Below are 21,842 nucleotides of genomic sequence, written 5' to 3'. Positions count from 1 at the left end.
GATCAGCGGTTGCGCAGTTGCGCCATGCGTTCGTCGATCCGGTGCTGCCGCGTGAGCTCTTCCAGTTCCTTGAGGTGCGCCGCCTGTTCCAGGGCTGCGCCTGCCGCGCCGGGCGCAAGGCCCGTATGGCGCTGGTACAGCCGGTCGAAGGAGCCGGTCGCCGATTCCAGCCGGTCCTGCCGGGAGGCGGGCTTCATGGAGGCGGCGGCCGCCGTGGACTGCGCAGTCGCCCGGCTGCGCATGAAGTCGTCGAGTGCCTCTGCCATCTCGCGCTGTTTGCCCAGCAAGGCGGTGATGTAGCCCTTGAGCTCCTCTTCCTTGTGGACGTGTTCCGCCAGGGCGGACTCGAGCACCGGAAGCTGCGCCTCGATATCCAGCTGCCGCGCCACTGCGGCGCGCGCGAGATCCTCCCGGCCCGCATCCAGCGCGGTGCGCGCCTGGTGCGCGATGTCTGTGTGCTGTCCATTGAGCCTGGCGTGCTGCTGCTGCGCCAGGTGGCGGTTGGCGCTCACGAGCCCCAGCTCGTGCCGCACCTCCGAGATCACGGCCTCCACCTCACGGATGGATTGTTCCATCACGGCTTCGGGTGCGTGGTTCTCCAGCCGGTCCACCAGGGCATGCACGCTGCCTGCGATGACGCGGCCGACGCGGGTTTTCAGGGAATCTGCCATCTCTTACTCTCCTTTTTGATGGATGCTACTGGCCAACTCGACCGCGGCGGCCATGTGCCTGCGCACCACACCGGGGTCGTAGGCCTCGGCATCGGTGGTGGCGGCCTGCCGCAGCAGGCCGGCCGCCAGGGCGAAGGCGCGGCGGACGAGCATGTCCTCCAGCCGTGCGGCGTCCGCTGCCGTGTGGGGGGCGTGGCTGATCACCATGGCCAGGCTGCTGGTGACGTGCTCCAGCAGCAGCTCGAGCACTTCGGAGTGCCGGGATGTCTCGGCCTCGGCGCGCACCAGCGCGTTGCGCGCTGTCGCCGTGATGTCGCGGGCCCAGGCATGTGCGGTGGGATAGTCCATGCCGCCGTCGTGCTGGCGCTTGAGCTGGCCCAGCAGCACGCGCAGCTTGTCGCTGTTGGTCGTCGCGCCTTCCACGGGAAGACGCGCCAGCCACAAATAGAGGTCGCTGGGAATCCGGGCGGACAGAGGTTCCATCGACTGGCCGGGTGGCGGCATGGAGCGGTCCTTTCTTCGGGTTGACATTGATTGTATTCAAATGAATTCAAACGTCAACGCATTGGCGTGCGGCAGGCGCCGCGGAGCGGGAGGGGCGTCGCGCCGCGCCGGATGCCGCATGTCTCCGGATGGCATGACAATGCACGCATGACCGCCCTTTCCTCCCTCCACGCCCGCCGCCGCGCCCACCTCGCCTCCCTGCTGGGCGAGGGCGGCATCGCCATCATCCCCACGGCGCCCGAGCACCTGCGCAACCGGGATACCGATTACCTCTACCGGCACGACAGCTACTTCTACTACCTCACCGGATTCACCGAACCCCAGGCCTGGCTGGTGCTCACCGCGGAAGGGCGCTCCACGCTCTTTTGCCAGCCCAAGGACCTGGAGCGCGAGATCTGGGACGGCTACCGCCTGGGGCCCGACGCTGCCGTGGCGGCGCTGGGCGTGGATGCCGCCCATTCGACGGCGCAGCTCGAGTCGCTGCTGCCGCGCCTGCTGGAGAACCGCGAGCGGGTGTGGTTCCCGTTCGCCACGCACGAAGGCCTGGCGGCGCGGGTGGATGGCTGGCTGCAGAAAGTGCGCGCCCGCGTGCGTTTCGGTGCGCTGTGCCCGGCGCAGCAGGGCGACCTCTGCACGCTGCTCGACGAGATGCGGCTCGTGAAGGACGCGCACGAGCAGGACGTGATGCGCCGGGCCGCCCGCATCAGCGCAGGCGCCCACATCCGCGCCATGCAGTGCAGCGCGCGCATGCTGCGTGCCGGCGAGGATGTGCGCGAGTACCACCTCGATGCCGAGCTGCTGCACGAATTCCGCCGCCATGGCTCGCAGGCGGTGGCATACAACTCCATCGTCGCGGCCGGTGCCAATGCCTGCGTGCTGCACTACCGCGCCGACGCGGCGCCCGTGCGCGCGGGCGAACTGGTGCTGATCGATGCGGGTTGCGAACTCGATGGCTATGCCAGCGACATCACGCGCACCTTCCCGGCCGACGGCCGCTTCACGGGGCCGCAGCGCGACGTGTACGACCTCGTGCTCGCGAGCCAGCATGCGGCCGTGGCCGCCACGAAGGCGGGCGCGCGCTTCAACGACCCGCACGACGCCACCGTGGCCGTGCTGTCGCAGGGCCTGCTGGACCTGGGGCTGATCGACAAAGCGAAGTACGGCTCCGCGCAGGACGTGATCGAGCAGCGCGCGTATTTCCCGTTCTACATGCACCGCACGGGCCACTGGCTGGGCATGGACGTGCACGATTGCGGCAGCTACGTGGAGCCGTCGGAAGTGGGCGACAGCAGCGAGCGCAAGGACCCGCTGTCGGGCGAGACCATCACCAACCGTCCCAGCCGCATCCTGCGCCCGGGCATGGTGCTGACCATCGAGCCGGGCCTCTACATCCGCCCCGCACCCGGCGTGCCCGAGGTGTTCCACCACATCGGCATCCGCATCGAGGACGATGCGATCGTGACCGGAGACGGCTGCGAGCTGATCACGCGCGGCGTGCCGGTGGAGGCGGATGAGATCGAGGCGCTGATGCGCGGGTGAGCGCGGCCGGTCCAGCGCCGGAAGGTGTCCTCGGGCCGCAGTCAGTCCACCAGCACGAGCTGGCCGCGCATGGGTTCGGCGTGCGTGGGAAACGAGCAGTAGTAGGTGTAGCGTTCATCGGTGCGCAGGCGTGATACCGGGAAGGTGACTGAGGCGTGCTCGCCCCCCGACAGCATCTGCGTGGCCGCGATGACGCGCGCATCGCCCCGCGGTACCCAGGCGCGCTCCGGTCCGGCCCGCTGGCCGTCGGCGATCACGGCATCGATGTCCGCCGAACGCGCCAGCACCCAGTTGTGGCCGGCTTCCTGCCAGGGCTTCCTGCCGGTGTGCACCAGATGCACCGTGAAATTCTCGCAGCGGCGGCTCACGCGGATTTCCTGCGTGCTGAAGCGCTTGCCGGGCCGGCCTTCGATCGAGGCTTCGCAGGCGGTGCCGGCGCTGGCCGCGGCAGGCGGATGGCCGGCATGCGTGGCGGGCTGGGCGTGCACCAGCGCGGCGAAAGCGGTGATGGCCGTGAGTGCGAGGCCGCTCAGCACAGGGTGGGCCGGAAAGGGATGGGACATGGAGACTCCTGAGAAGTGAAGGAAAAAGGGGGGCGAGTGGTGCGCGCCTGTCAGGCGGCGGTGAGCCCGTCCACGATGACCTGTGGCAGCCCGCGCGAGCACGGCTCCACGCGCGCCTGCACGCCATATACGCGCGCCAGCAGGGCCGGATCGATGGCTTCTGCAGGAGGCCCGTCGGTCATCAGCTGGCCGTCTCGCAATACCAGCACGCGGTCGGCATGGCGCAGCGCGATGCCCAGGTCGTGCAGCACCACCAGCGTGACCATGCCGTGGCGCACGGTCTCTTCGCGCACCAGCGACATGACGTGGAACTGGTGGTTCAGGTCGAGCGCGGAGAGCGGCTCGTCGAGCAGCAGCACGCGCGGCTGGCGGATCAGCGCCTGGGCGAGGCCCGCCAGTTGTGCCTGCCCGCCGGAGAGCTCGTCCAGGTGCCGCATGGCCAGGTGGCCGATGCCCAGGCGCTGCAGCAGCTCGGCGCTTTCTTCCACTGCCCCCTCGGCGCGCAGGCCGTCGCCGGCGCGCGTGTCGTGGGGCGATGCATTGCGCGCGGCCAGCAGCGATTCGATGACGCGCAGGTGCACGGCCGCTGGCAGTGCCTGGGGCAGGTAGACGATGCGGCGCGCGCGTTCGGCCAGGCTGGCGCGCTCCAGCGCCTGCCCTTCCAGCGCCACGCTGCCATCGGCGCGCACCAGGCCCGCCAGGGCCCGCAGCAGCGTGGATTTGCCGCTGCCGTTGGGGCCGAGCACCGCCGTCACCGTGCCCGGCTGCAGCGCCGGGGCGGTGAGGCCGTCGATCACGCGGCGGCGCCCGTAGGCCACGCCCAGGTGCGCGATGTGCAGCCCGGCACTCATGCGCGCCCCCGGGTGCGCAGCACGATGGCGAGGAAGAACGGAATGCCTACCAGCGAGGTGACGATGCCCACGGGAATGACCACGCCGCCGATCAGCGTCTTGGAGGCGACGGAGGCCAGCGACAGCACCAGCGCGCCCGTGAGGGCGGCGGCCGGCAGATAGAAGCGGTGGTCGTCGCCCACCAGCCGGCGCGCGATGTGCGGCGCCACCAGGCCGATGAAGCCGATGCTGCCCACAAATGCCACCGACAGCGCGGCCAGCAGGCTGATGCGCAGCAGCGCGCCGAGGCGCAGCCGGCGCACGTCCACGCCGAAGCTCGCAGCGCGGTCCTCGCCCAGCCGCAGGGCCGTCAGGCGCCAGGCGTTGGCCAGCGAGAACGGCACCACCGCTGCCAGCGCCAGGGCCAGCACCGCGAGCTTGGGCCAGGTGGCACGCGAGAGGCTGCCCATGGTCCAGAACACCAGGCCCTGCAGCGCCTCGGCCGTGGCGACGAACTGCAGCAGCGACACCAGCGCGTTGAAGCTGAACACCAGGGCGATGCCGAACAGCACCACGCCGGTGGCGCTCATGCCGCCCCAGCGCGCCACGAGGTCGAGCAGCAGCGCCGACGCCATCGCGAACAGGAAGGCATTGGCGGGCACGGCCCATGCCGCGGGAATGCCCGGCAGGCTCCAGTCGAGCACGATGGCCAGCGCCGCGCCGAAGGCCGCGGCCGACGACAGGCCCAGGGTGAACGGGCTGGCCAGCGGGTTGGCGAGCACGGTCTGCATCTCCGCGCCGGCCAGGCCCAGTGCCAGCCCCACCGCCACGGCCATCAGCGCGTAGGGCATGCGGATGTCCCAGACGATCACGCGCAGCGCCGGCGTGGCGTGGGCCGCGTCCAGCAGCGTCTCGCCCAACTGCGCGAGGGACAGTCCCGACGGCCCGGTCGTGAAGTCCAGCAGCAGCGCGGCCGCGATGCCGGCCGCCAGCGCCGCCAGCACCAGCAGGCGCAGCCCGGCCAGCCGCCGGTAGGCCTGCTGCAAAGGCGTCTGCGGTGTGGCGGGGCGGGACGGCAGCGGCAGCGCGGGGTTGATCCGGTCTGCGGCGGTGGTCATCGGGGCGCTCCGCTGGCGGCCGGCTGCAGATCACCCCAATAGGCGCCTTGCAGCGGCAGGGCTTTCAGGAAACGACGGTTGATCTCGTCCTGCGTGGCCTGCGGATCGATGTCGGCGAAGCGGTCGGGATGGAACCACCGGGCCATCGCCTCGATGGCCAGGATGTTGGTGGGCGCGTCGTAGAAGTTGTGCCACAGGCCGTGGGCGCGGCCCTGGCGCACGGCGGAGAGCACCTCGAAACCCTGGCGCGCCGTGAGCGCCTGCAGGCTGGCCGACAGGTCGGCCGGCGCGATGCCGGCGCCGGCCTTGAGCATCAACCGGTTGCCCTGCGGGCGGCTGCCGGTGGCGATGTAGACCGCGGGGTCTTCCGCGATCAGCGCTTCGAAGTGCAGGTCGCCGATGGCCCCGGGCACCTTGCCGGCGGCCACGTTCACGCCGCCCGCGGCGTCGATGAACTCGGCCATGTTGCCCTGGCCCACCGTGTGGCAGCAGCCGTCCCACACGCCGGCCAGCAACTCTGCGAAGACGCGCGGGCGCTGGGCGGGCGGAATGGACTGCACGCGCGATCGCACGCGCTGCAGGTGCTCTTCGTAGAAGCGCGCATAGGCTTCGGCGGCCTCTTCGCGGTGGATGGCCCGCCCCAGGATGCGCATGCTGGCCGGCGTGTGCTGCACCGGCTGTGCGCGGAAGTCGATGAACACCACCGGCACCCCGGCTTTCTCCAGCTCCTTCACCAGCCCGCTCTGGCGCCCGGGGCCGTGGCCGCCCAGGCCGAAGATCGCGATGTCGGGGCGGGTGGAAACGCTCTGCTCCGAGCTCACGCTGTCTTCGGAGGTGCGCCCGATCACTGGAATGCGGTCGATGGCCGGGAAGCGCCGGCGGTAGTCCGCATAGCCGTTGGGATCTGCGAAGGGCAGTTCGCCCTGCCAGCCGGCGATGCGCGCCAGCGGCTGGTCGCCTTCGATGAGCGCCAGGGCGTACAGGAAGCGGCCTTCGCCCAGCAGGATGCGCTCGACCTTGTCGGGAATGGCGACCGTGCGGCCGACGATATCGACGACGGTGCGCGCGGGCGCGGCGATGGCGGGAAGGCACAGGGCGGCACAGAATGCGCCGGCGGTGCAGGCGCGCAGCAGGGCGCGGCGAAGGATTGGGGAAGAGAAGATGGAGATGGACGAAGACGTCATGGCACGGGCCGCATCGCGCGGTCTGCTTGCTTAGAATGCAAATCGTTCTTATTGAAAACGGTGCACTCTAGTGAGGCAATCGACCGATCGGGCCCCGGCCCGGCGCCCGGATGCAATGCCATGTTGCAGGGCGGGCGCCCAACATATTCCATTACAAATCCTCACCGGGGGCGGGCCGGCATGAGCGCGCCGGCGGGCTCCGAGGGGGCGCGCATCCTTGTCGTGGACGACGACCCCGAGATCCGCGAGCTGCTGTGCGATTACCTGCGCGCGGCCGGCCTGCGGCCCGCGGCGGTGGCCGACGGCGAGGCGATGTGGCAGTGGCTGGCGCGGCACACGGCCGACCTCGTGGTGCTCGACCTGATGCTGCCCGGCACCGACGGCCTGGCGCTGTGCCGCGCGCTGCGCGAGTGCACGCACATCCCGGTGGTCATGCTCACGGCGCGCGGGGCGCTGCTTGACCGCATCCTGGGCCTGGAGATGGGCGCCGACGACTACCTGCCCAAGCCCTTCGATCCGCGCGAGTTGCTGGCGCGCATCAACGTGGTGCTGCGCCGTGCGCGCCAGGTGCCCGCGCACCTGCACGAGCCCGAAATGGCGGCCACGCTGCGCTTTGCCGGCTGGTGCCTGGATGCGCGGGAGCGCCAGCTCGTCTCGCCTGCCGGCGTGGTGGTGGCGCTGGCGCAGTCGGACTTCCGGGTGATGCAGGCGCTTGCGCAGAACCCCCGCCGCACGCTCAGCCGCGACTACTTGGCCGAGCATGCCTTCGGCAAGGAGCGCTCGGCGCTCGACCGCGCCGTGGACGTGTGCGTGAGCCGCCTGCGCCAGCACCTGGAAGACGACCCGCGCCAGGCGCGCCTGATCCGCACCGTGCGCAACGCGGGCTACCAGCTGGCCTGCGACGTGGTGGCGCAGCCGCTGCCATGAGTGGCAACCCCGGCAGCCCGGACCATCGCGGCGCGACCGTCCCGCCGGCCCCGCTGCAGTCGGGCCGGCTGCGCCGCCTGTGGCAGTACCTGGTCCGCGCACTCTGGCCGCAGACACTCACCGGGCGCATCGTCGCGATCCTGGTGGCGGGCATGCTGGCCGCCCAGGCGCTCACCGGCACCATCTGGTGGGACATGCGGCGCGGCCAGCTGCTGGAGGTGCCGTTGCGCGTGGTGGCAGCGCGCGCGGCCGACGCGTTCACGCTGCTGGCGTCGCTGCCGCCAGAGGCGCGCGGGGCGGCGGTACGCACGCTGGCCTCGGTGGACCATGGAATCTCGCTGGTCGATGACGGGGACGCAGCCCTGCTGGCCGCCGCTCAGGTGCCGCCGGATGCCGTCCCCGACGCCACCGCGCGCCGGATGGTGGCCGACGTGCTGGACCGGCGGGCCGGCGCGCCGGTGCCGCTGCGCCTGTTGTCGGTGGAGTTGCGCGGCGATGGCGGGCAGGGCACCGGCACCGGCGCGCTGCTGACGGCGCGCGAGCCCGAGGCGCATGTGCACCTGTTGCTTGGCCTGGGCGCCGGCCAGTGGCTGCAGGTGCGGGCGCGCGAAGGCGAATCGGGCTACGCCGTGCGGCCTTACTCGGCGCTGGCGGACTACGTGCTGCGCATCTACCTGCTGCGCATCGCGGTGGTGGTGGCCGTGGCGCTGGTGGCCGTGCGCATCGCCATGCGGCCGCTGGCACGCATGGCCCGCGCGGCCGACGCGCTGGGTCGCGACCTGCAAAGCCCGCCGCTCGACACCAGCGGTCCGCGCGAAGTGCGCCAGGCCGCGCAGGCCTTCAACGCCATGCAGCGGCGCATCGCAGACGGCGTGGCCGAGCGCACGCGCTTCCTGGCCGCCGTCTCGCACGATCTGCGCTCGCCGATCACGCGGCTGCGCCTGCGCACCGAAATGCTGGAGTCCGACGCGCTGCGCGCGAAGTTCCGCGCCGATCTGCAGGAGATGGAAAGCATGGTGTCCGCCACGCTCGACGTGCTGCGCGGCGCCGGCACCCCAGGCCCGCGCCAGAGCGTGGACATCGATGCCCTGGTGGGCAGCCTGGTGCAGGACTTGCACGAATCCACGGGGCAGGCCATCCCGGTGCATGGCATGGCGCATGCGCCGTTGCCGGGCTATGCGCAGAGCCTGCGCCGCTGCCTGCAGAACCTGCTGGAGAACGCCTTGCGCTACGCCGGCAGCGTCCAGGTGCAGATCGAGGACACGGCGCGGGAGCTGGCCATCACCGTGCGCGACGGCGGCCCGGGCATAGCCCCCGCGCACCTGCCGCACGTGCTGGAGCCGTTCTACCGCGCAGAGGGGTCGCGCAATGCGGCGTCGGGCGGGTTCGGCCTCGGCCTGTCGATCGCCGACATGGTGGCGCGCGCCCATGGCGGGCGGCTGGAGCTGGCCAACCGGCCCGAAGGTGGCCTGGACGCGCGCCTCGTCCTGCCCCGGACGGCATCCGGCGCGGGCAACGGCCCGGCCCCCGGGGTCTCCCTCGAAGCGCTGTAACCGGTTTTCATGCAAAATTGAAACCCGATTACATTCCGTTCGCCCATTCCTACAGGAGACTACCCCCATGCGCATCCGCCGAGCCACCAAGATCGTCGCCACCCTGGGGCCCGCGTCGAGCGATCCGGTCCTGCTGGAGCGCATGATCGCCATGGGCGTGAACGTGGTGCGGCTCAACTTCAGCCACGGCACGGCGCAGGATCACATCGACCGCGCCGAGAAGGTGCGCGCCGCGGCCCAGCGCGCGGGCCGCGAGGTGGCGATCATGGCGGACCTGCAGGGCCCCAAGATCCGCGTGGGCAAGTTCGCCGAGGGCAAGGTGTGGCTGGAGCCCGGCGCGCCGTTCGTGCTCGATGCTTCGCGCACCGAGCTGGGCGACGGGGCCGGCGTGGGCCTGGACTACAAGGAGTTGCCGCGCGACGTGAAGCCCGGCGACATCCTGTTGCTCAACGACGGGCTCATCGTGCTGAACGTGAACGCGGTGCGCGGCGAACAGGTCCACACCACCGTGCGCGTGGGCGGCGAGCTGTCGAACAACAAGGGCATCAACAAGCAGGGCGGGGGCCTCACGGCGCCGGCACTCACCGCCAAGGACATGGAGGACATCAAGACCGCCATGAGCTTCCAGGCCGACTACGTGGCCGTCAGCTTTCCCAAGAACGCCACCGACATGGAAATGGCGCGCCAGCTCTGCAACGTGGCCGCCGCCGAGTTCCGCCACAAGCCGGGCCTGATCGCGAAGATCGAGCGCGCCGAGGCCGTTCCGCGGCTGGAGGAGATCCTGCGCGTGTCCGACGGCATCATGGTGGCTCGCGGCGACCTGGCCGTGGAGGTGGGCAATGCCGCCGTGCCCGCGCTGCAGAAGAAGATGATCCGCATGGCGCGCGACATGGATAAGGTCGTCATCACCGCCACGCAGATGATGGAGAGCATGATCACCAACCCGGTGCCCACGCGCGCCGAGGTGAGCGATGTGGCCAACGCGGTGCTCGACGGCACCGACGCCGTGATGCTCAGCGCCGAGACGGCCGCTGGCCGCTATCCGCTGGAGACGGTCGAGGAAATGGCCAAGATCTGTGCCGCTGCCGAGGCTGCCGAAGACCCCGAGCGCGATTCGGATTTCACGGGGCAGACGCTGGGCCGCATCGACCAGTCCATTGCCATGGGGGCGCTCTTCACCGCCCACCACCTGGGCGCCAAGGCCCTCGTGGCCCTGACGGACAGCGGTTCCACGGCGCTCTGGATGAGCCGCCACCGCATCCACATCCCGATCTACGCGCTCACGCCCAAGGTCGCCACGCAGCGCAAGATGGCCATGTACCGCAACGTGCGGCCCCTGCTCATGGATACCAGCGTGGACCGCGACACGGCGCTGGAGCAGGCCGAGAGCCACCTCAAGAGCCGCAACATCGTGCAGCAGGGCGACCTCTACGTGATCACCTGCGGAGAGCCGATGGGCGCACCCGGCGGAACCAATATGCTGAAGATCTGCCGCGCCGGCTGATCCAGGTCCGCAGCACCTGGCGGGCCAGCCATGCGCTGGCAAGGCCCGCCAGGGCGCCAGCGACCACGTCCGAGGGCATGTGCACGCCCAGGCAGACGCGGCTCCAGGCCACCGCGGCGGCCAGGCCGTAGGCCAGCCACCGCCAGGCGGCGGGAGTTCCCCGGCCCAGGCCCGTCATCAGTCCGCGCGCCAGGGCGAACGCCGCCGCCGCATGCATGCTGGGAAAACCTGGGCGCGCGCCTTGTTCGATCCACTGCATGCCCAGCCCCAGTTCTGCCGGGCGGGGAATCGGCACCAGGGACCGGAAAACGCGCACCGTGCACCAGGCGATCAGCATCGACAGCAGTGCCATGACGACGGCCCGCCGCGTGGAAGGCAGCCCCCGCGCGAGTTCGAGCAGCAGCATCAGTCCAGCGAACACCGGCAGGTCCTGCGACAGCCAGCGGGCCGTGGCGATGATGGCCTGCGGCGTCGCGGCGGTCGCATTCAGCGCGAGGAACAGGGGAAGGTCAAGGGCTGGCATGGGGAGCATTGCTTTCCGTGGGCAGGAGGCTGTCGGGCTGCGGATGGAAGCGGCGCAGCGCTGCCATGGCCAGGTCGCAGGCCCATCCCGTGGTCCAGCAGAGCCAGCCGGTCCACAGGGTGTGGCTCATGAAGTGCGCGCCCCGCGCCTGCTGAGCGAAACCCAGCACGAAGCCCGCGGCGAGCGATGCGGCCAGCCACCACCGCGCGGCGCGCGGCAGGTGGCGGCGCAGCACGAAATGGCCGCCCAGGAAGGCAAAGCCGGCCGCGGCATGACCGGCGGGGAAGCAATGGCCGCTGCCCCCGTCGAAGAGGCCGTGCGACCAGTGCGACACGTACCGCGCCACGCCGCCGAACTCGGCCAGGTCCCAGGGGCAACTGGTGGCGCTGGCCCGCTTGAACACGGAGATCACGGCCAGGGCGAGCAGCGCGCTGACCGCCATCTGCAGCCGGCCAGCGGTGGGCACCCGGCGCAGCCAGCCCACGGGCCACCACACCGTCGCGGCCAGCAGCACCATGATCACCCAGCCTGCGCGCCGCGCGCCCTCGTGCATCACCGAGACGAAGACCCAGTCGTCGCGCAGGGGAAACCCTCCGGCATTGCCGAAGACATGCGCCAGCGCCATGTCGAACGGCGTGGCGTCCCAGGCGGCCAGCAGGCACAGGCTGGCCAATGTCCAGAAGAAAGGCGAGGCCGCGAACCGGACCGGGGCGGAGCCGGTCCGCGGGGCCAGGGCCGGAAGGGAATCGGCGGAAGTCGTTGGATGCATGGGCCGCGACGTTAGGGGGCGCCGATTAACGCCGTCTTAATAACCCCGCGCCCCGGTCGGCCGCGGCGTCCCGGGGGGGCCACAATGGCGGCATGAGAATCCTCGTAGTCGAAGACGATGCCGGCATCGCCGCCGGCCTGCGGAACAATCTGCAGCAGCGGGGCTATGCCGTGGACATCTGCAGCAGCGTGGCCGCGGCCTGGAGTGCGCTGCGGTCCGAGCGGTTCGATGCCGTGCTGCTGGACCTCGGGCTGCCCGACGGCGATGGAGGGGAGTTGCTCACCCGCCTGCGCGGCGCCCCCGAGGCGCCGCCGGGTGCCCAGCCGCTGCGGTTGCCGGATCCGGCCACACCGGTGCTGATCCTCACGGCACGCGACCAGGTCCACCAGCGCATCGCGGGCCTGGACCAGGGCGCGGACGACTACCTCGCCAAGCCCTTCGACGTGGATGAACTGGAGGCCCGCCTGCGGGCCCTGCTGCGCCGCGCTGCCGGCCGGGCCTCCCCGGTGATCCGCGTGCACGACATCGAACTGGATCCGGCGGCACGCACCGTGCGGCGCGCCGGCCAGCTGGTGGAGATGTCGCCCCGCGAGTTCTCCGTGCTGCTCGTGCTGCTCGATGCCCGCGGGCGCGTGCTGTCGCGCCAGCAGATCGAGGAGCGCCTCTACAACTGGCAGAGCGGAGTGGAAAGCAATGCCATCGAGGTCCACATCCACCACCTGCGCAAGAAGCTCGGCAGCGAGCGCATCCAGACCATGCGCGGCGTCGGCTATTTCGTACCCTGGGAGTGACGGCATCCATGGCTGCCTCGACACTGGCTTCCGCCCATATTCCCTCGCTCACCCGGCGCCTGCTGCTCTGGACGCTGGGCGTGCTCCTGGTGGTGTGGGCCACCTTCGTCGGCATGGCCTATCTCACGGGCATCGAGGAAGCCGACGAACTGACCGACGGCCACCTGGCCAGCGTGGCGGCCCTGCTGCTCAACCTGCGGCCCGGCGAGACGGTCACCCCCGAAGAGGCCACGCGGCGCGCACCGACGCCGTGGCTGCGGGCGCACGACTACCAGCAGTCGCTCAATGTGGTGCAGTGGGACGCGTCCGGCCACCTGCTCTCGCACAGCGGCGACGCCCCGCTGCCGCCTTTCGACGTCCCCGAAGGGTTCGCCACCCTGCACCTGGGCAAGCAATCCACGCCGTGGCGCAGTTTCTCCCAGTGGGACGGCACGCGCTCGCGCAAGGTGGCCGTGCTGCTCGACCTGGAAGAGCGCGACGATCTCGCCGAAGACATCGCCGCGCAGATGGTGCAGCCCGGCCTGTGGCTGCTGCCGGTGGTGATGCTCGTGCTGGGTTTCGCGGTGCGGCGCGGCCTGCGGCCGCTCTACACCCTGTCGGAGGAGGTGGCGGCGCTGGACGTGGCCGGCGCCGGGCGCCTGCCCACCGGGGGCACGCTGCGCGAATTCGAATCCGTAGTGGCCTCCATCAACACGCTGCTCGACCGGCAGCAGGCCGCGCTCGTTCGGGAGCGCCGCCTGGCCAACGAAGTGGCGCACGAGTTGCGCACGCCCCTGTCGTCCATCGTACTGCAGGCCCGTGCGCTGGATGGCGGCCTGGAAGGCCCGGCCCAGGCCGAGGCGCTGGCCCGCATCGGCCAGGACGCGCTGCGCGCCGGCCATGTGCTCAACCAGCTGCTCGCCCTGGCGCGGGCCAGCCGCACCCGGCTGCATGAGCTGGAGGCCGAGGTCGATCTGGCGGAGCTGGCGCGCAGCGTGGCCGCGGATTACGCCCAGGCGGCCTGGCAGCACGGATCCGCCCTGGGCGTGGCCGCGGACGGCCCCGTGGCGGTGCGCGGCAATGCCGTCTTGCTGGAGATGGCGGTGCGCAACCTCGTGGAGAACGCGCTGCGCCATACGCCCGCCGGGACGCGGGTGGAGATCCAGGCCGGCTCCGCGGTGGGGGGCGGAGCGTGGCTGCAGGTGTGCGACGACGGCCGGCGCGCGCTGCCGGGCGGGCCGGAGGGGCCGGCCGTGCGGGCGCCGGTGGACAGCCTGCACCTCGGGCACGAAATCATCGTCCGGGTGGCCGAGGCGCATGGAGGGCGTTTCGGCGAGGAGCCTGCGCCCGCGCCTTTCACCACGTGTTACCGGGTGGAACTGCGGACGGCCCCGGGGACTGGGACCCCCGGCTAAAATGTGCCGGTTACGAAGCGGTTACCGCCGCCGGGCGCCACCGACAATGCTCCGGCCCCGCCCGTGTCCTGCACACGGTCCGGGCGCTCCATCCCCACCCTTGAATGGAACCACCCCATGCCACTCGTCTCGATGCGCGAAATGCTCGACCATGCCGCTGAAAACCTCTACGGCATCCCCGCCTTCAACGTCAACAACCTGGAGCAGGTGCAGGCGGTGATGTCGGCGGCCGACGAGGTCGGTGCCCCGGTGATCCTCCAGGCCAGCGCCGGGGCCCGCAAATATGCCGGCGAGCCCTTCATCAAGCACCTCATCCAGGCTGCCGCCGAGATGTACCCCCACATTCCCCTGGTGATGCACCAGGACCACGGCACCAGCCCCGAGGTATGCCAGGGCGCGCTGGGCCTGGGCTTCGGCTCGGTGATGATGGACGGCTCCCTGATGTCCGACGGCAAGACGCCGTCCTCGTTCGACTACAACGTCGATGTCACGCAGAAGGTCGTGGCCATGGCCCACAAGGTCGGCGCGACGGTGGAAGGCGAACTGGGCTGCCTGGGCAACCTGGAAACCGGCGATGCCGGCGAGGAAGACGGCATCGGCGCCGAGGGCAAGCTGGACCACAGCCAGATGCTGACCGATCCCGAAGAGGCCGCCCAGTTCGTGAAGGCCACCCAGCTCGACGCGCTGGCCATCGCCATCGGCACCAGCCACGGCGCCTACAAGTTCAGCCGCCCGCCCACGGGCGACATCCTGGCCATCAGCCGCGTCAAGGAAATCCACGCCCGCATCCCCAACACCCACCTGGTGATGCACGGTTCGTCCTCCGTGCCGCAGGAACTGCTGGCCATCATCAACCAGTACGGCGGCAAGATGAAGGAAACCTACGGCGTGCCCGTGAAGGAAATCCAGGAAGCCATCAAGTACGGCGTGCGCAAGATCAACATCGACACCGACATCCGCCTGGCGATGACGGGCGCCGTGCGCAAGTTCCTCGCCGAGAACCCCGACAAGTTCGATGCCCGCGAGTGGCTCAAGCCCGCCCGCGAAGCCGCCAAGCAGATCTGCAAGCAGCGCTACATCGAGTTCGGCTGCGAAGGCCAGGGCGCGAAAATCAAGGGCCGCACCCTGCAGGAGATGGCCGGCCTGTACGCCTCCGGCGCGCTGGCGCAGGTGGTGAACTGACGCACCGGGAGCGGGGTGGCGGGTTCGGGTTAAGCTCGGACCCCGCCTTCCGGCCGGGTCGCGTACATCGCCGCCGCCCGCCCGGATGTCCGCGGGATTCTTCCGCATTCCTTTCGAGGCGCCCAGTTCCGTGAAAAAGCCGCCCCTGTCGTTTCTGCCCGCGCGTGCGGGCCTGTGCCTTCCCCTCGCCGGGGCCGTCCTGCTCTCCCTCGCCGCCTGCGCTCCTGTGCAGCCATCGCTGCCGCACGTCGGCCGGGCCCAGGTCGAACTGCCTCCGGGCGACTGGGAGGTGCTGCAGCGCGGCAAGCAGACGGTCGTGGACGTGCTGCCCGACGACACGGCCGACGACCTGCCGATGGAGACCACCGTCATGGGCCTGCGCGGTCCCGGCAAGGACCGTCCGCTCCTGGCCCTGGTCTTCGTGCAGACCAACGCCACCAACTACCCGCGCGACACCACGCTGTGGACGCTGCCCTGCCCGCAGCAGGACGGCGTGTTCGTGGAGGACCGCACCCGCGGCAGCCCGGCCCGTGCCGATTGCCTGCGCTACCGCCGCCGCGCCGATACGGGCAACTACCTTGCGCTCAGCCGCCCCGGCGTGTCCCGGTGGATGGCGGAGCAGCGCCTGGCCCCCGGCGTGCCCTATTCGCACGTGATGTACCGCTACGCGAACAACGGCGGCGGCTTCATCTCGGTGGACGTGGTCGCGGCCCAGAGCCTGCTGCGGCCCGTCACCCACACCAACGACGAGTTCCTCGTGGCCGGGCGGCCTGCCTTCCGCTGGAGCGAGAAGCTTGCCGACGCGGCGCGCCTGAGCGTGTCGATGATGGACGGACGGATGGTCTTTCCGCCGTTCCCCATCCCGTCCGCGATTTCCCCGCAGTTCCCCCCGCTACTCCCCCGGCCCAGTGATGGCCCGGCCGACCCCGGGCCTCAGCCCCCGGTGGGCGGGCGCTAGGGTAAGCCCAGACACGCACCCGGGGCCGGTACCCCGAGAATGCGGGTTTCTTTGTAACAGCAGGTTCTGGAGACATACAGCATGAACGACCGTCCGTGGCTTGCCGCGTATCCTGAAGGGGTGCCGGCCGACATCGACCCGACGCAGTACCCGTCGCTCGTCGCCCTGATGGAGGAGGCCTTCCAGAAGCACGCGGACCGCACGGCCTACAGTTTCATGGGCAAGGACATCAGCTTCGCCCAGACCGAAGTGCAGAGCCGCCACCTGGCCGCCTACCTGCAGGGCCTGGGTCTCGCGCGCGGCGACCGCGTGGCTGTCATGATGCCCAACGTGCCGCAGTACCCGGTCGCCGTCACGGCCATCCTGCGCGCGGGCTTCGTGGCCGTGAACGTGAACCCGCTCTACACGCCGCGCGAACTCGAGCACCAGCTCAAGGACTCGGGCGCGAAGGCGATCATCATCGTCGAGAACTTCGCCGCCACGCTGCAGGCCTGCATCGGCGCGACGCAGGTGCAGCACGTGGTGCTGTGCGCCATGGGCGACCAACTGGGCCTGCTTAAGGGCCTGCTCGTGAACTATGTGGTGCGCAAGGTCAAGAAGCTGGTGCCGGCCTTTTCGCTGCCGGGCGCCGTGCGCTTCAACGACGCGGTCGCCAAGGGCGCGCGCGGCGCCCTGCAGAAGCCAGACCTGCGGCCCGACGATGTCGCGCTGCTGCAGTACACGGGCGGCACCACCGGGGTGTCGAAGGGGGCTGTGCTGCTGCATCGCAACCTGATCGCCAACGTGCTGCAGTCGGAGGCCTGGAACGAGCCCGCGATGCGCAGGATCCCGGAGGGCGTGCAGCCCGCGAGCGTCTGCGCGCTGCCGCTCTACCATATCTTCGCGTTCACCGCGAACATGATGCTGGCCATGCGCACCGGCGCCAAGACCATCCTGATCCCCAACCCGCGCGACCTCGCCGCGGTGCTCAAGGAACTCTCCAACCACACCTTCCACAGCTTCCCGGCCGTGAACACGCTCTTCAACGGCCTGGCCAACCACCCGGACTTCAACACGGTGGACTGGAAGAACCTCAAGGTGTCCGTCGGCGGCGGCATGGCCGTGCAGGGCGCGGTGGCGCGCCTGTGGCTCGAGAAGACCGGCTGCCCCATCTGCGAGGGCTACGGGCTGTCGGAGACCAGCCCATCGGCGAGCTGCAATCCTGTCACCACGAAGGAATACACCGGCACCATCGGCGTCCCCCTGCCCAGCACGCGCATGAAGCTCATCGACGACGAAGGCCGCACGGTGACAGAACCTGGCCGCGCCGGCGAGATCGTCATCCACGGCCCGCAGGTCATGGCCGGCTACTGGCAGCGCCCCGACGAGACGGCCAAGGTCATGACCGAGGACGGGTACTTCAAGACCGGCGACATCGGCACCATGGACGAGCGCGGCTTCTTCAAGATCGTGGACCGCAAGAAGGACATGGTGCTGGTCAGCGGCTTCAACGTCTACCCGAACGAAGTGGAGGACGTGGTGGCCGCACTGCCGGGCGTGATGGAATGCGCCGTGGTGGGCGTGCCCGACGAGAAGACCGGCGAGGCCGTGAAGCTCGTCATCGTCCGGAAGGACCCGGAACTGACCGAAGCCCACGTGCGCGAGTTCTGCAAATCCAACCTCACCGGCTACAAGCAGCCGCGCGTGATCGAATTCCGCGAATCGCTGCCCAAGACGCCCGTGGGCAAGATCCTGCGCCGCGAACTGCGCGACAGCAAGAAGGCCTGACGGGCCACTCGCCCAGCGGCCGGCGGCGAAGTGCCGCCGGCTTTTCCACCATGCCCCGAACCGCCATCCTCAGCGCCCTGCCCGAAGAGCAGGCCGGCCTCTCTTTTGCCCTGCAGGCGCCTGAACGTGTCGTGCACGCCGGCAGGACGTTCTTCTGCGGCACGCTGGAAGGGCAGGACGTGGTGCTGGCCCTGTCCGGCATCGGCAAGGTAGCCGCGGCCACCACTGCCACGGCGCTCGTCGAGCGCTTCGGCGCCGCGCGCATCGTGTTCACGGGCGTGGCGGGCGGCCTGGGGGACGGCGTGCAGGTGGGCGACGTGGTGGTCGCGCACGACTACCTGCAGCACGACATGGACGCATCGCCCCTGTTCCCTCGCTGGGAACTGCCCGGCTACGGCCGCGCCCGGCTGGCGTGCGACCCGCACCTGGCCGGCCTGCTCTCGGCGGCGGTGGACGGCTGCCTGCAGGATCTGGGCACGCAGGCAGGCGCCATGGAAGGCACCGCCCGCGCACCCTGCCGCCACACCGGCCTCGTCGCCAGCGGCGACCTGTTCGTCTCCACCGCGGACGGTGCCAAAGCCCTGTGTGACGCATTGCGCGCCGAGGACCACGACGTGCTGGCCGTCGAGATGGAAGGCGCCGCGGTCGCCCAGGTCTGCGCGGACTATCGGCTTCCCTTCGCCGCCGTGCGCACCATCTCCGACCGCGCCGACGACACCGCCCACGTGGACTTCGCCCGCTTCGTGGAGACCGTGGCCGCGCGCTACGCGGACCACATCATCCGCCGCTTCCTGCGGATGGTGTGAGGGGGGTTACTTCAGCCACCCCCGCTTGCGGAAATACCACATGGGCCCCACCGCGCTCGCCACCATCAGCGCGATGCCGTAGGCGTAGCCATAGCTCCACTGCAGTTCCGGCATGAACTGGAAGTTCATCCCGTACACGCTCGCGATGAGCGTGGGCGGCAGCAGCGCGACGCTCGCCACCGAGAAGATCTTGATGATCTTGTTCTGGTTGATGTTGATGAAGCCGACCGTGGCGTCCATCAGGAAGTTGATCTTGTCGAACAGGAACGCCGTGTGGTTGTCCAGCGACTCGATGTCGCGCAGGATCTGCCGCGCATCCTCGAACTGCTCGGCGTTCAGCATCTTGCTGCGCATCATGAAGCTCACGGCGCGGCGCGTGTCCATCACGTTGCGGCGGATGCGGCCGTTCAGGTCCTCCTGGCGCGCGATGGCTGCCAGCACCTCGCCGGCGCGCGCATCCGTCACGTCGCCCGCCAGCACCTGGGTGCTCACTTCCTTGAGCTCGTCGTAGATGCCCTCGAGCGTGTCGGCGGAGTATTCCGCGTCCAGGTCGAACAGCTTGAGCAGCACTTCCTTGGCATCCTCGATCAGGCCCGGCGCCCGGCGCGCGCGCATGCGCAGCAGCCGGAAGACGGGCAGGTCCTCGTCGTGGATGGAGAACAGCACGCCCTTGCTCTTGAGCGTGTCGTTGACCAGGTTGAGGATGAAGGCCACGCGCACCGAGCGGGGGTTGTCCTCGTCATCGATCAGGAAGTCGCTGCGGATGTGCAGCTCGCCGTTGTCTTCCTCGTAGAAGCGGGCGGATTCCTCGATGTCCTCGTCCATCGCGTCTGCAGGGATCTGCAGGCCGTAGTGCTGCTTGATCCAGCGCTTTTCCTCGAGCGTGGGCGATTCCAGGTCCACCCAGATCGGCTGGAAGCGAGCGAGGTCTTCCAGGGATTCGATCTCTTCCTGGACGAGGCGGCCGTTGGCGAGCGTGAAGATGTTGAGCATGGGCTCGTTCCCGGTGGGTTGGCGCTGTGGCGCCGTTGGCGAAGGGGTGCGGGGGAGGTGCTTTCAACCCCCCGAAGGCCCTGGGCGTGCCGGGAGTTGAAAGCTACCGACTGGGGTAGGTTTCCACGGAGCTTTCTCCAAAAAAGCAAGCTGCGAATTATCGCATTGCGCAAGAGTGGCCGTGTGACGGCCGCATGACGGCCGTGTATCAGGCCGGGGCCGCGGGAGACGATGCCGCCCGCACGTGGGCGAGCGCCCGGCACAGGTCGGCCCAGGCGGCGGCCTTGGCTTCGGGCGCGCGCAGCAGATAGGCCGGGTCGTAGGTGACGACTGCGGGCGTGCCGTCCGGCAGTTGGTGCGTCGTGGCGCGTAGCCGGCCGAGCGGCTCGCGGCTGCCCAGCACGGCGCGGGCGGCCGGCAGGCCCAGCACCAGCACCATCGCCGGCCGCAGCGTGGCAATGGCGGCCTGCAGCGATCCGGCGGCGTTCCCCGGCCCTTCCGCCGTCCCGGCGTCGGCCCGTTCCACGGCGGAAAAATGCGTGCGCGGATGGCGGTGCAGCCGCATCGCGCGCAACATGTTGTCCAGCAGCTTGCCGGCGTCCCCGGACAAGGGAGCGTCCGGCGACAGGCTTTCCCCGACCACGAGCCAGCCGCTGCCGAGCTCGGTGGGCGTGGCGGCGGGGTCGGCCTGCGGATAGAGAGACTGCGGTGCATGGAGCCGCAGCACGGGCCCGGAGGACTCCGGCATGCGCGCCCCGGCGGCGGGCGCTGCCGGGGCATGCTGCGCGGGGGCGGCGGGCCGCGGCGCGGCTGGCGTGGGTGCCTGCCGGACACCTGCATCCCCGGCAGCAGGCGGGCCCTGGACTGCGGCTGCACGGACCGGTGCGGCCGGCTGCGCGGCCGGTGCCGGGGCTGCCTGTACCGCAGCGGGTGCCACGGGTGCCGGCGCCCATACGGTGATGCCCATTTCGGCCAGCATGGCGCGCTGGCGGGCGTCGAGGTCGAGGCTCATAGGGGTCGGCTCATCACGATGGCGTCTTCGCGGCCCCCGTCCGCCGCGGGGTAGTAGCGCTTGCGCTCCCCCACGGTGCGGAAGCCGTGGGCCAGGTAAATGTCGCGGGCGCGCTGGTTGCTCACGCGCACCTCCAGCCAGAGCCACTGGGCCCGCTGGCCACGTGCCCAGAGCACGAGCGCGTCGAGCAGCACGCGTGCCCAGCCCTGGCGCTGGTGGGCGGGAGCGACGGTGAGGTTGAGCAGGTGGACTTCGTCCACGCCGCGCATGGCCACGAAATAGCCGATCAGCTCCCCGTTGCCGGCCACCAGCAGCGGCGCTTCGTAGCCCGCTGCCAGCGCGTCCGTGAAATTGCCGCGCGTCCACGGGTGCGAGTAAGCCTGCCGCTCGATCTCCAGCAATGCGTCCAGGCGGTCGGGCGTGAGCGGCTCGAAGCGGACTTCGTCCGGGTCAGGGAGATGGGCGCTCATGGCTGCGGGGAGGCGCCTGCGCCCGTGGCGCTGGATGGGTTGCCGGCAACGGATGCCGCCTCGCGGGCCGCGGCCCGCTCGGCCGTGGTCTGCGCCACCTTGTCGCGGACGTAGCGCGGCAGCGCGCCCGAAGCCGGCATCGCCTGGCCGGCGGCCAGCAGCGCGGGCGCCAGGCGCAGCAGGGCTGCGGCCGTGGGCAGGGCGGCCACATGCGCCGCGGCGGGTGTTCCGGGCGCGAGGCGCTCTCCGTAGGCGGCGCGGGCATTGCCGGCCACGGCGTGGCCTTCCGGCACCTGCACGGCCTCCGGGGCGCAGAGGCCGAAGGCGTCGCCGTCCGTTCCCTGCCATCCTCCTTGCGCATGCCATGTGTAGCGTGCCGCATAGACCTCGTCCATCCGCGCGTCGAGCACTGCCACCACCTGCGTGCAGCCGTGGGCGGCGCGGGCTTCTTCGGCCACCGCGAGCAGGGTGTCCACCGGCAGCACGGGCACGCCTGCACCGCCGCGGGCCCCGAATGCCAGGCCCTGGGCCACGGCGCAGGCCGTGCGCAATCCGGTGAAGGAACCGGGCCCGCGGCCGAAGACGATGGCGTCCAGCGTATCGAACGATAGCCCGGCCTCCGCCAGCAACTCCCGGATCGCCGGCAGCAGGCCGGCCGACGCATGGGCCCCGCCCGGAGCGCTGCGCTGCCAGAGGCGCGCCGGCCCACCGTCCGCCGCCTTCCGCTGGACGGCGATGGACAGGGTGTCGGTGCTGGTGTCGAAGGCGAGCAGGTGCATGGTGC

22 protein-coding genes are annotated in these 21,842 nt (G+C 70.6%); 10 read left to right on the top strand and 12 right to left on the bottom strand.

What is annotated here, in order from left to right:
* Positions 1 to 2: 2 nt before the first annotated feature.
* Both ACAV_RS22425 and ACAV_RS22420 read right to left on the bottom strand, forming a co-directional pair.
* Positions 3 to 671, bottom strand: a complete 669-nt coding sequence (locus tag ACAV_RS22425; RefSeq protein WP_013596858.1) for a PspA/IM30 family protein — start codon at positions 669 to 671, stop codon at positions 3 to 5.
* Between the two features lie 3 nt (positions 672 to 674).
* A complete protein-coding gene (locus ACAV_RS22420) occupies positions 675 to 1,175 on the bottom strand; it encodes a hypothetical protein (RefSeq protein ID WP_013596857.1) in 501 nt (166 codons plus the stop codon).
* A gap of 147 nt (positions 1,176 to 1,322) precedes the next feature.
* Here ACAV_RS22420 and ACAV_RS22415 point away from each other — a divergent pair, with 147 nt between their 5' ends.
* Positions 1,323 to 2,714, top strand: coding sequence for an aminopeptidase P N-terminal domain-containing protein (locus tag ACAV_RS22415; protein ID WP_013596856.1), 1,392 nt, complete (start codon positions 1,323 to 1,325; stop codon positions 2,712 to 2,714).
* 41 nt (positions 2,715 to 2,755) lie between these two features.
* On the opposite strand, the gene azu is transcribed toward ACAV_RS22415, so the two are convergent.
* Genes azu through ACAV_RS22395 form a run of 4 tightly spaced genes read right to left on the bottom strand, consistent with a single transcriptional unit; the run spans position 2,756 to position 6,409 of the window.
* Positions 2,756 to 3,277, bottom strand: coding sequence for an azurin (gene azu / locus ACAV_RS22410; RefSeq protein ID WP_013596855.1), 522 nt, complete (start codon positions 3,275 to 3,277; stop codon positions 2,756 to 2,758).
* Positions 3,278 to 3,327: 50 nt separating this feature from the next.
* Complete coding sequence (locus tag ACAV_RS22405; protein ID WP_013596854.1) at positions 3,328 to 4,128, bottom strand: ABC transporter ATP-binding protein; 801 nt, start codon at positions 4,126 to 4,128, stop codon at positions 3,328 to 3,330.
* Complete coding sequence (locus ACAV_RS22400; RefSeq protein WP_013596853.1) at positions 4,125 to 5,225, bottom strand: FecCD family ABC transporter permease; 1,101 nt, start codon at positions 5,223 to 5,225, stop codon at positions 4,125 to 4,127. Before ACAV_RS22400 ends, ACAV_RS22405 begins: the two co-directional genes overlap by 4 nt.
* Complete coding sequence (locus ACAV_RS22395; RefSeq protein WP_013596852.1) at positions 5,222 to 6,409, bottom strand: ABC transporter substrate-binding protein; 1,188 nt, start codon at positions 6,407 to 6,409, stop codon at positions 5,222 to 5,224. Before ACAV_RS22395 ends, ACAV_RS22400 begins: the two co-directional genes overlap by 4 nt.
* 180 nt (positions 6,410 to 6,589) lie before the next feature.
* On the opposite strand from ACAV_RS22395, the gene ACAV_RS22390 reads away from it, so the two are divergent.
* The 3 genes from ACAV_RS22390 (at position 6,590) to pyk (ending at position 10,393) form a co-directional block, all read left to right on the top strand.
* Positions 6,590 to 7,336, top strand: coding sequence for a response regulator (locus ACAV_RS22390; protein ID WP_013596851.1), 747 nt, complete (start codon positions 6,590 to 6,592; stop codon positions 7,334 to 7,336).
* Positions 7,333 to 8,889 carry an ATP-binding protein gene (locus ACAV_RS22385; RefSeq protein WP_013596850.1) on the top strand — a complete coding sequence of 519 codons (1,557 nt, stop codon included), beginning with the start codon at positions 7,333 to 7,335 and terminating at the stop codon, positions 8,887 to 8,889. Before ACAV_RS22390 ends, ACAV_RS22385 begins: the two co-directional genes overlap by 4 nt.
* Positions 8,890 to 8,956: 67 nt before the next feature.
* Positions 8,957 to 10,393, top strand: a complete 1,437-nt coding sequence (gene pyk / locus ACAV_RS22380; RefSeq protein ID WP_013596849.1) for a pyruvate kinase — start codon at positions 8,957 to 8,959, stop codon at positions 10,391 to 10,393.
* On the opposite strand, the gene ACAV_RS22375 is transcribed toward pyk, so the two are convergent.
* Positions 10,326 to 10,916, bottom strand: coding sequence for a phosphatase PAP2 family protein (locus ACAV_RS22375; RefSeq protein WP_049791288.1), 591 nt, complete (start codon positions 10,914 to 10,916; stop codon positions 10,326 to 10,328). The genes pyk and ACAV_RS22375 overlap by 68 nt on opposite strands.
* Positions 10,903 to 11,685, bottom strand: a complete 783-nt coding sequence (locus tag ACAV_RS22370; RefSeq protein WP_013596847.1) for a phosphatase PAP2 family protein — start codon at positions 11,683 to 11,685, stop codon at positions 10,903 to 10,905. The genes ACAV_RS22375 and ACAV_RS22370 overlap by 14 nt, the downstream gene beginning before the upstream one ends.
* Before the next feature lie 92 nt (positions 11,686 to 11,777).
* Between ACAV_RS22370 and ACAV_RS22365 the strand changes: the two genes are divergently transcribed.
* The 6 genes from ACAV_RS22365 (at position 11,778) to ACAV_RS22340 (ending at position 18,583) form a co-directional block, all read left to right on the top strand.
* Entirely contained in the window at positions 11,778 to 12,476 is a 699-nt protein-coding gene (locus tag ACAV_RS22365; RefSeq protein WP_013596846.1) for a response regulator, read from the top strand.
* Between the two features lie 8 nt (positions 12,477 to 12,484).
* Entirely contained in the window at positions 12,485 to 13,870 is a 1,386-nt protein-coding gene (locus ACAV_RS22360) for a histidine kinase dimerization/phospho-acceptor domain-containing protein (protein ID WP_013596845.1), read from the top strand.
* Positions 13,871 to 13,987: 117 nt separating this feature from the next.
* Positions 13,988 to 15,052 (top strand): class II fructose-bisphosphate aldolase, encoded by a 1,065-nt coding sequence (gene fba, locus ACAV_RS22355; RefSeq protein WP_013596844.1) that lies wholly within the window; start codon positions 13,988 to 13,990, stop codon positions 15,050 to 15,052.
* A 130-nt stretch (positions 15,053 to 15,182) separates the two neighbouring features.
* Positions 15,183 to 16,010 carry a hypothetical protein gene (locus ACAV_RS22350; protein WP_244875501.1) on the top strand — a complete coding sequence of 276 codons (828 nt, stop codon included), beginning with the start codon at positions 15,183 to 15,185 and terminating at the stop codon, positions 16,008 to 16,010.
* Positions 16,011 to 16,091: 81 nt separating this feature from the next.
* Entirely contained in the window at positions 16,092 to 17,777 is a 1,686-nt protein-coding gene (locus tag ACAV_RS22345) for a long-chain-fatty-acid--CoA ligase (protein ID WP_013596842.1), read from the top strand.
* Positions 17,778 to 17,827: 50 nt separating this feature from the next.
* Positions 17,828 to 18,583: a 5'-methylthioadenosine/adenosylhomocysteine nucleosidase gene (locus tag ACAV_RS22340; protein WP_013596841.1), complete on the top strand. Its 756-nt coding sequence runs from the start codon at positions 17,828 to 17,830 to the stop codon at positions 18,581 to 18,583.
* 6 nt (positions 18,584 to 18,589) lie between these two features.
* Here the strand turns inward: ACAV_RS22340 and corA are convergent, their stop codons facing one another.
* From corA to tsaB, 4 genes are all read right to left on the bottom strand, one after another.
* A complete protein-coding gene (gene corA, locus ACAV_RS22335) occupies positions 18,590 to 19,576 on the bottom strand; it encodes a magnesium/cobalt transporter CorA (protein WP_013596840.1) in 987 nt (328 codons plus the stop codon).
* Between the two features lie 208 nt (positions 19,577 to 19,784).
* Complete coding sequence (locus ACAV_RS22330; protein ID WP_013596839.1) at positions 19,785 to 20,588, bottom strand: uracil-DNA glycosylase family protein; 804 nt, start codon at positions 20,586 to 20,588, stop codon at positions 19,785 to 19,787.
* Complete coding sequence (rimI, locus tag ACAV_RS22325; protein ID WP_013596838.1) at positions 20,585 to 21,058, bottom strand: ribosomal protein S18-alanine N-acetyltransferase; 474 nt, start codon at positions 21,056 to 21,058, stop codon at positions 20,585 to 20,587. Before rimI ends, ACAV_RS22330 begins: the two co-directional genes overlap by 4 nt.
* A complete protein-coding gene (tsaB, locus tag ACAV_RS22320) occupies positions 21,055 to 21,837 on the bottom strand; it encodes a tRNA (adenosine(37)-N6)-threonylcarbamoyltransferase complex dimerization subunit type 1 TsaB (RefSeq protein ID WP_013596837.1) in 783 nt (260 codons plus the stop codon). Before tsaB ends, rimI begins: the two co-directional genes overlap by 4 nt.
* Between the last annotated feature and the right edge of the window lie 5 nt (positions 21,838 to 21,842).

The sequence above is a fragment of the Paracidovorax avenae ATCC 19860 genome, assembly GCF_000176855.2.
GTDB classification, from domain to species: Bacteria; Pseudomonadota; Gammaproteobacteria; order Burkholderiales; family Burkholderiaceae_C; genus Paracidovorax; species Paracidovorax avenae.
The sequence above is the reverse complement of the archived record's forward strand: the minus strand, read 5'-3'. Positions and strand labels throughout refer to the sequence as shown.

Coding starts and splice junctions, on each gene's coding strand:
- ACAV_RS22345 (WP_013596842.1), top strand. CDS start 16,092: ATGAACGACCGTCCGTGGCTTGCCGCGTATCCTGAAGGGGTGCCGGCC.
- ACAV_RS22365 (WP_013596846.1), top strand. CDS start 11,778: ATGAGAATCCTCGTAGTCGAAGACGATGCCGGCATCGCCGCCGGCCTG.
- ACAV_RS22420 (WP_013596857.1), bottom strand. CDS start 1,175: ATGCCGCCACCCGGCCAGTCGATGGAACCTCTGTCCGCCCGGATTCCC.
- ACAV_RS22370 (WP_013596847.1), bottom strand. CDS start 11,685: ATGCATCCAACGACTTCCGCCGATTCCCTTCCGGCCCTGGCCCCGCGG.
- ACAV_RS22425 (WP_013596858.1), bottom strand. CDS start 671: ATGGCAGATTCCCTGAAAACCCGCGTCGGCCGCGTCATCGCAGGCAGC.
- ACAV_RS22400 (WP_013596853.1), bottom strand. CDS start 5,225: ATGACCACCGCCGCAGACCGGATCAACCCCGCGCTGCCGCTGCCGTCC.
- ACAV_RS22385 (WP_013596850.1), top strand. CDS start 7,333: ATGAGTGGCAACCCCGGCAGCCCGGACCATCGCGGCGCGACCGTCCCG.
- ACAV_RS22330 (WP_013596839.1), bottom strand. CDS start 20,588: ATGAGCCTCGACCTCGACGCCCGCCAGCGCGCCATGCTGGCCGAAATG.
- tsaB (WP_013596837.1), bottom strand. CDS start 21,837: ATGCACCTGCTCGCCTTCGACACCAGCACCGACACCCTGTCCATCGCC.
- corA (WP_013596840.1), bottom strand. CDS start 19,576: ATGCTCAACATCTTCACGCTCGCCAACGGCCGCCTCGTCCAGGAAGAG.
- ACAV_RS22375 (WP_049791288.1), bottom strand. CDS start 10,916: ATGCCAGCCCTTGACCTTCCCCTGTTCCTCGCGCTGAATGCGACCGCC.
- azu (WP_013596855.1), bottom strand. CDS start 3,277: ATGTCCCATCCCTTTCCGGCCCACCCTGTGCTGAGCGGCCTCGCACTC.
- rimI (WP_013596838.1), bottom strand. CDS start 21,058: ATGAGCGCCCATCTCCCTGACCCGGACGAAGTCCGCTTCGAGCCGCTC.
- ACAV_RS22360 (WP_013596845.1), top strand. CDS start 12,485: ATGGCTGCCTCGACACTGGCTTCCGCCCATATTCCCTCGCTCACCCGG.
- ACAV_RS22415 (WP_013596856.1), top strand. CDS start 1,323: ATGACCGCCCTTTCCTCCCTCCACGCCCGCCGCCGCGCCCACCTCGCC.
- fba (WP_013596844.1), top strand. CDS start 13,988: ATGCCACTCGTCTCGATGCGCGAAATGCTCGACCATGCCGCTGAAAAC.
- ACAV_RS22340 (WP_013596841.1), top strand. CDS start 17,828: ATGCCCCGAACCGCCATCCTCAGCGCCCTGCCCGAAGAGCAGGCCGGC.
- ACAV_RS22395 (WP_013596852.1), bottom strand. CDS start 6,409: ATGACGTCTTCGTCCATCTCCATCTTCTCTTCCCCAATCCTTCGCCGC.
- ACAV_RS22390 (WP_013596851.1), top strand. CDS start 6,590: ATGAGCGCGCCGGCGGGCTCCGAGGGGGCGCGCATCCTTGTCGTGGAC.
- pyk (WP_013596849.1), top strand. CDS start 8,957: ATGCGCATCCGCCGAGCCACCAAGATCGTCGCCACCCTGGGGCCCGCG.
- ACAV_RS22405 (WP_013596854.1), bottom strand. CDS start 4,128: ATGAGTGCCGGGCTGCACATCGCGCACCTGGGCGTGGCCTACGGGCGC.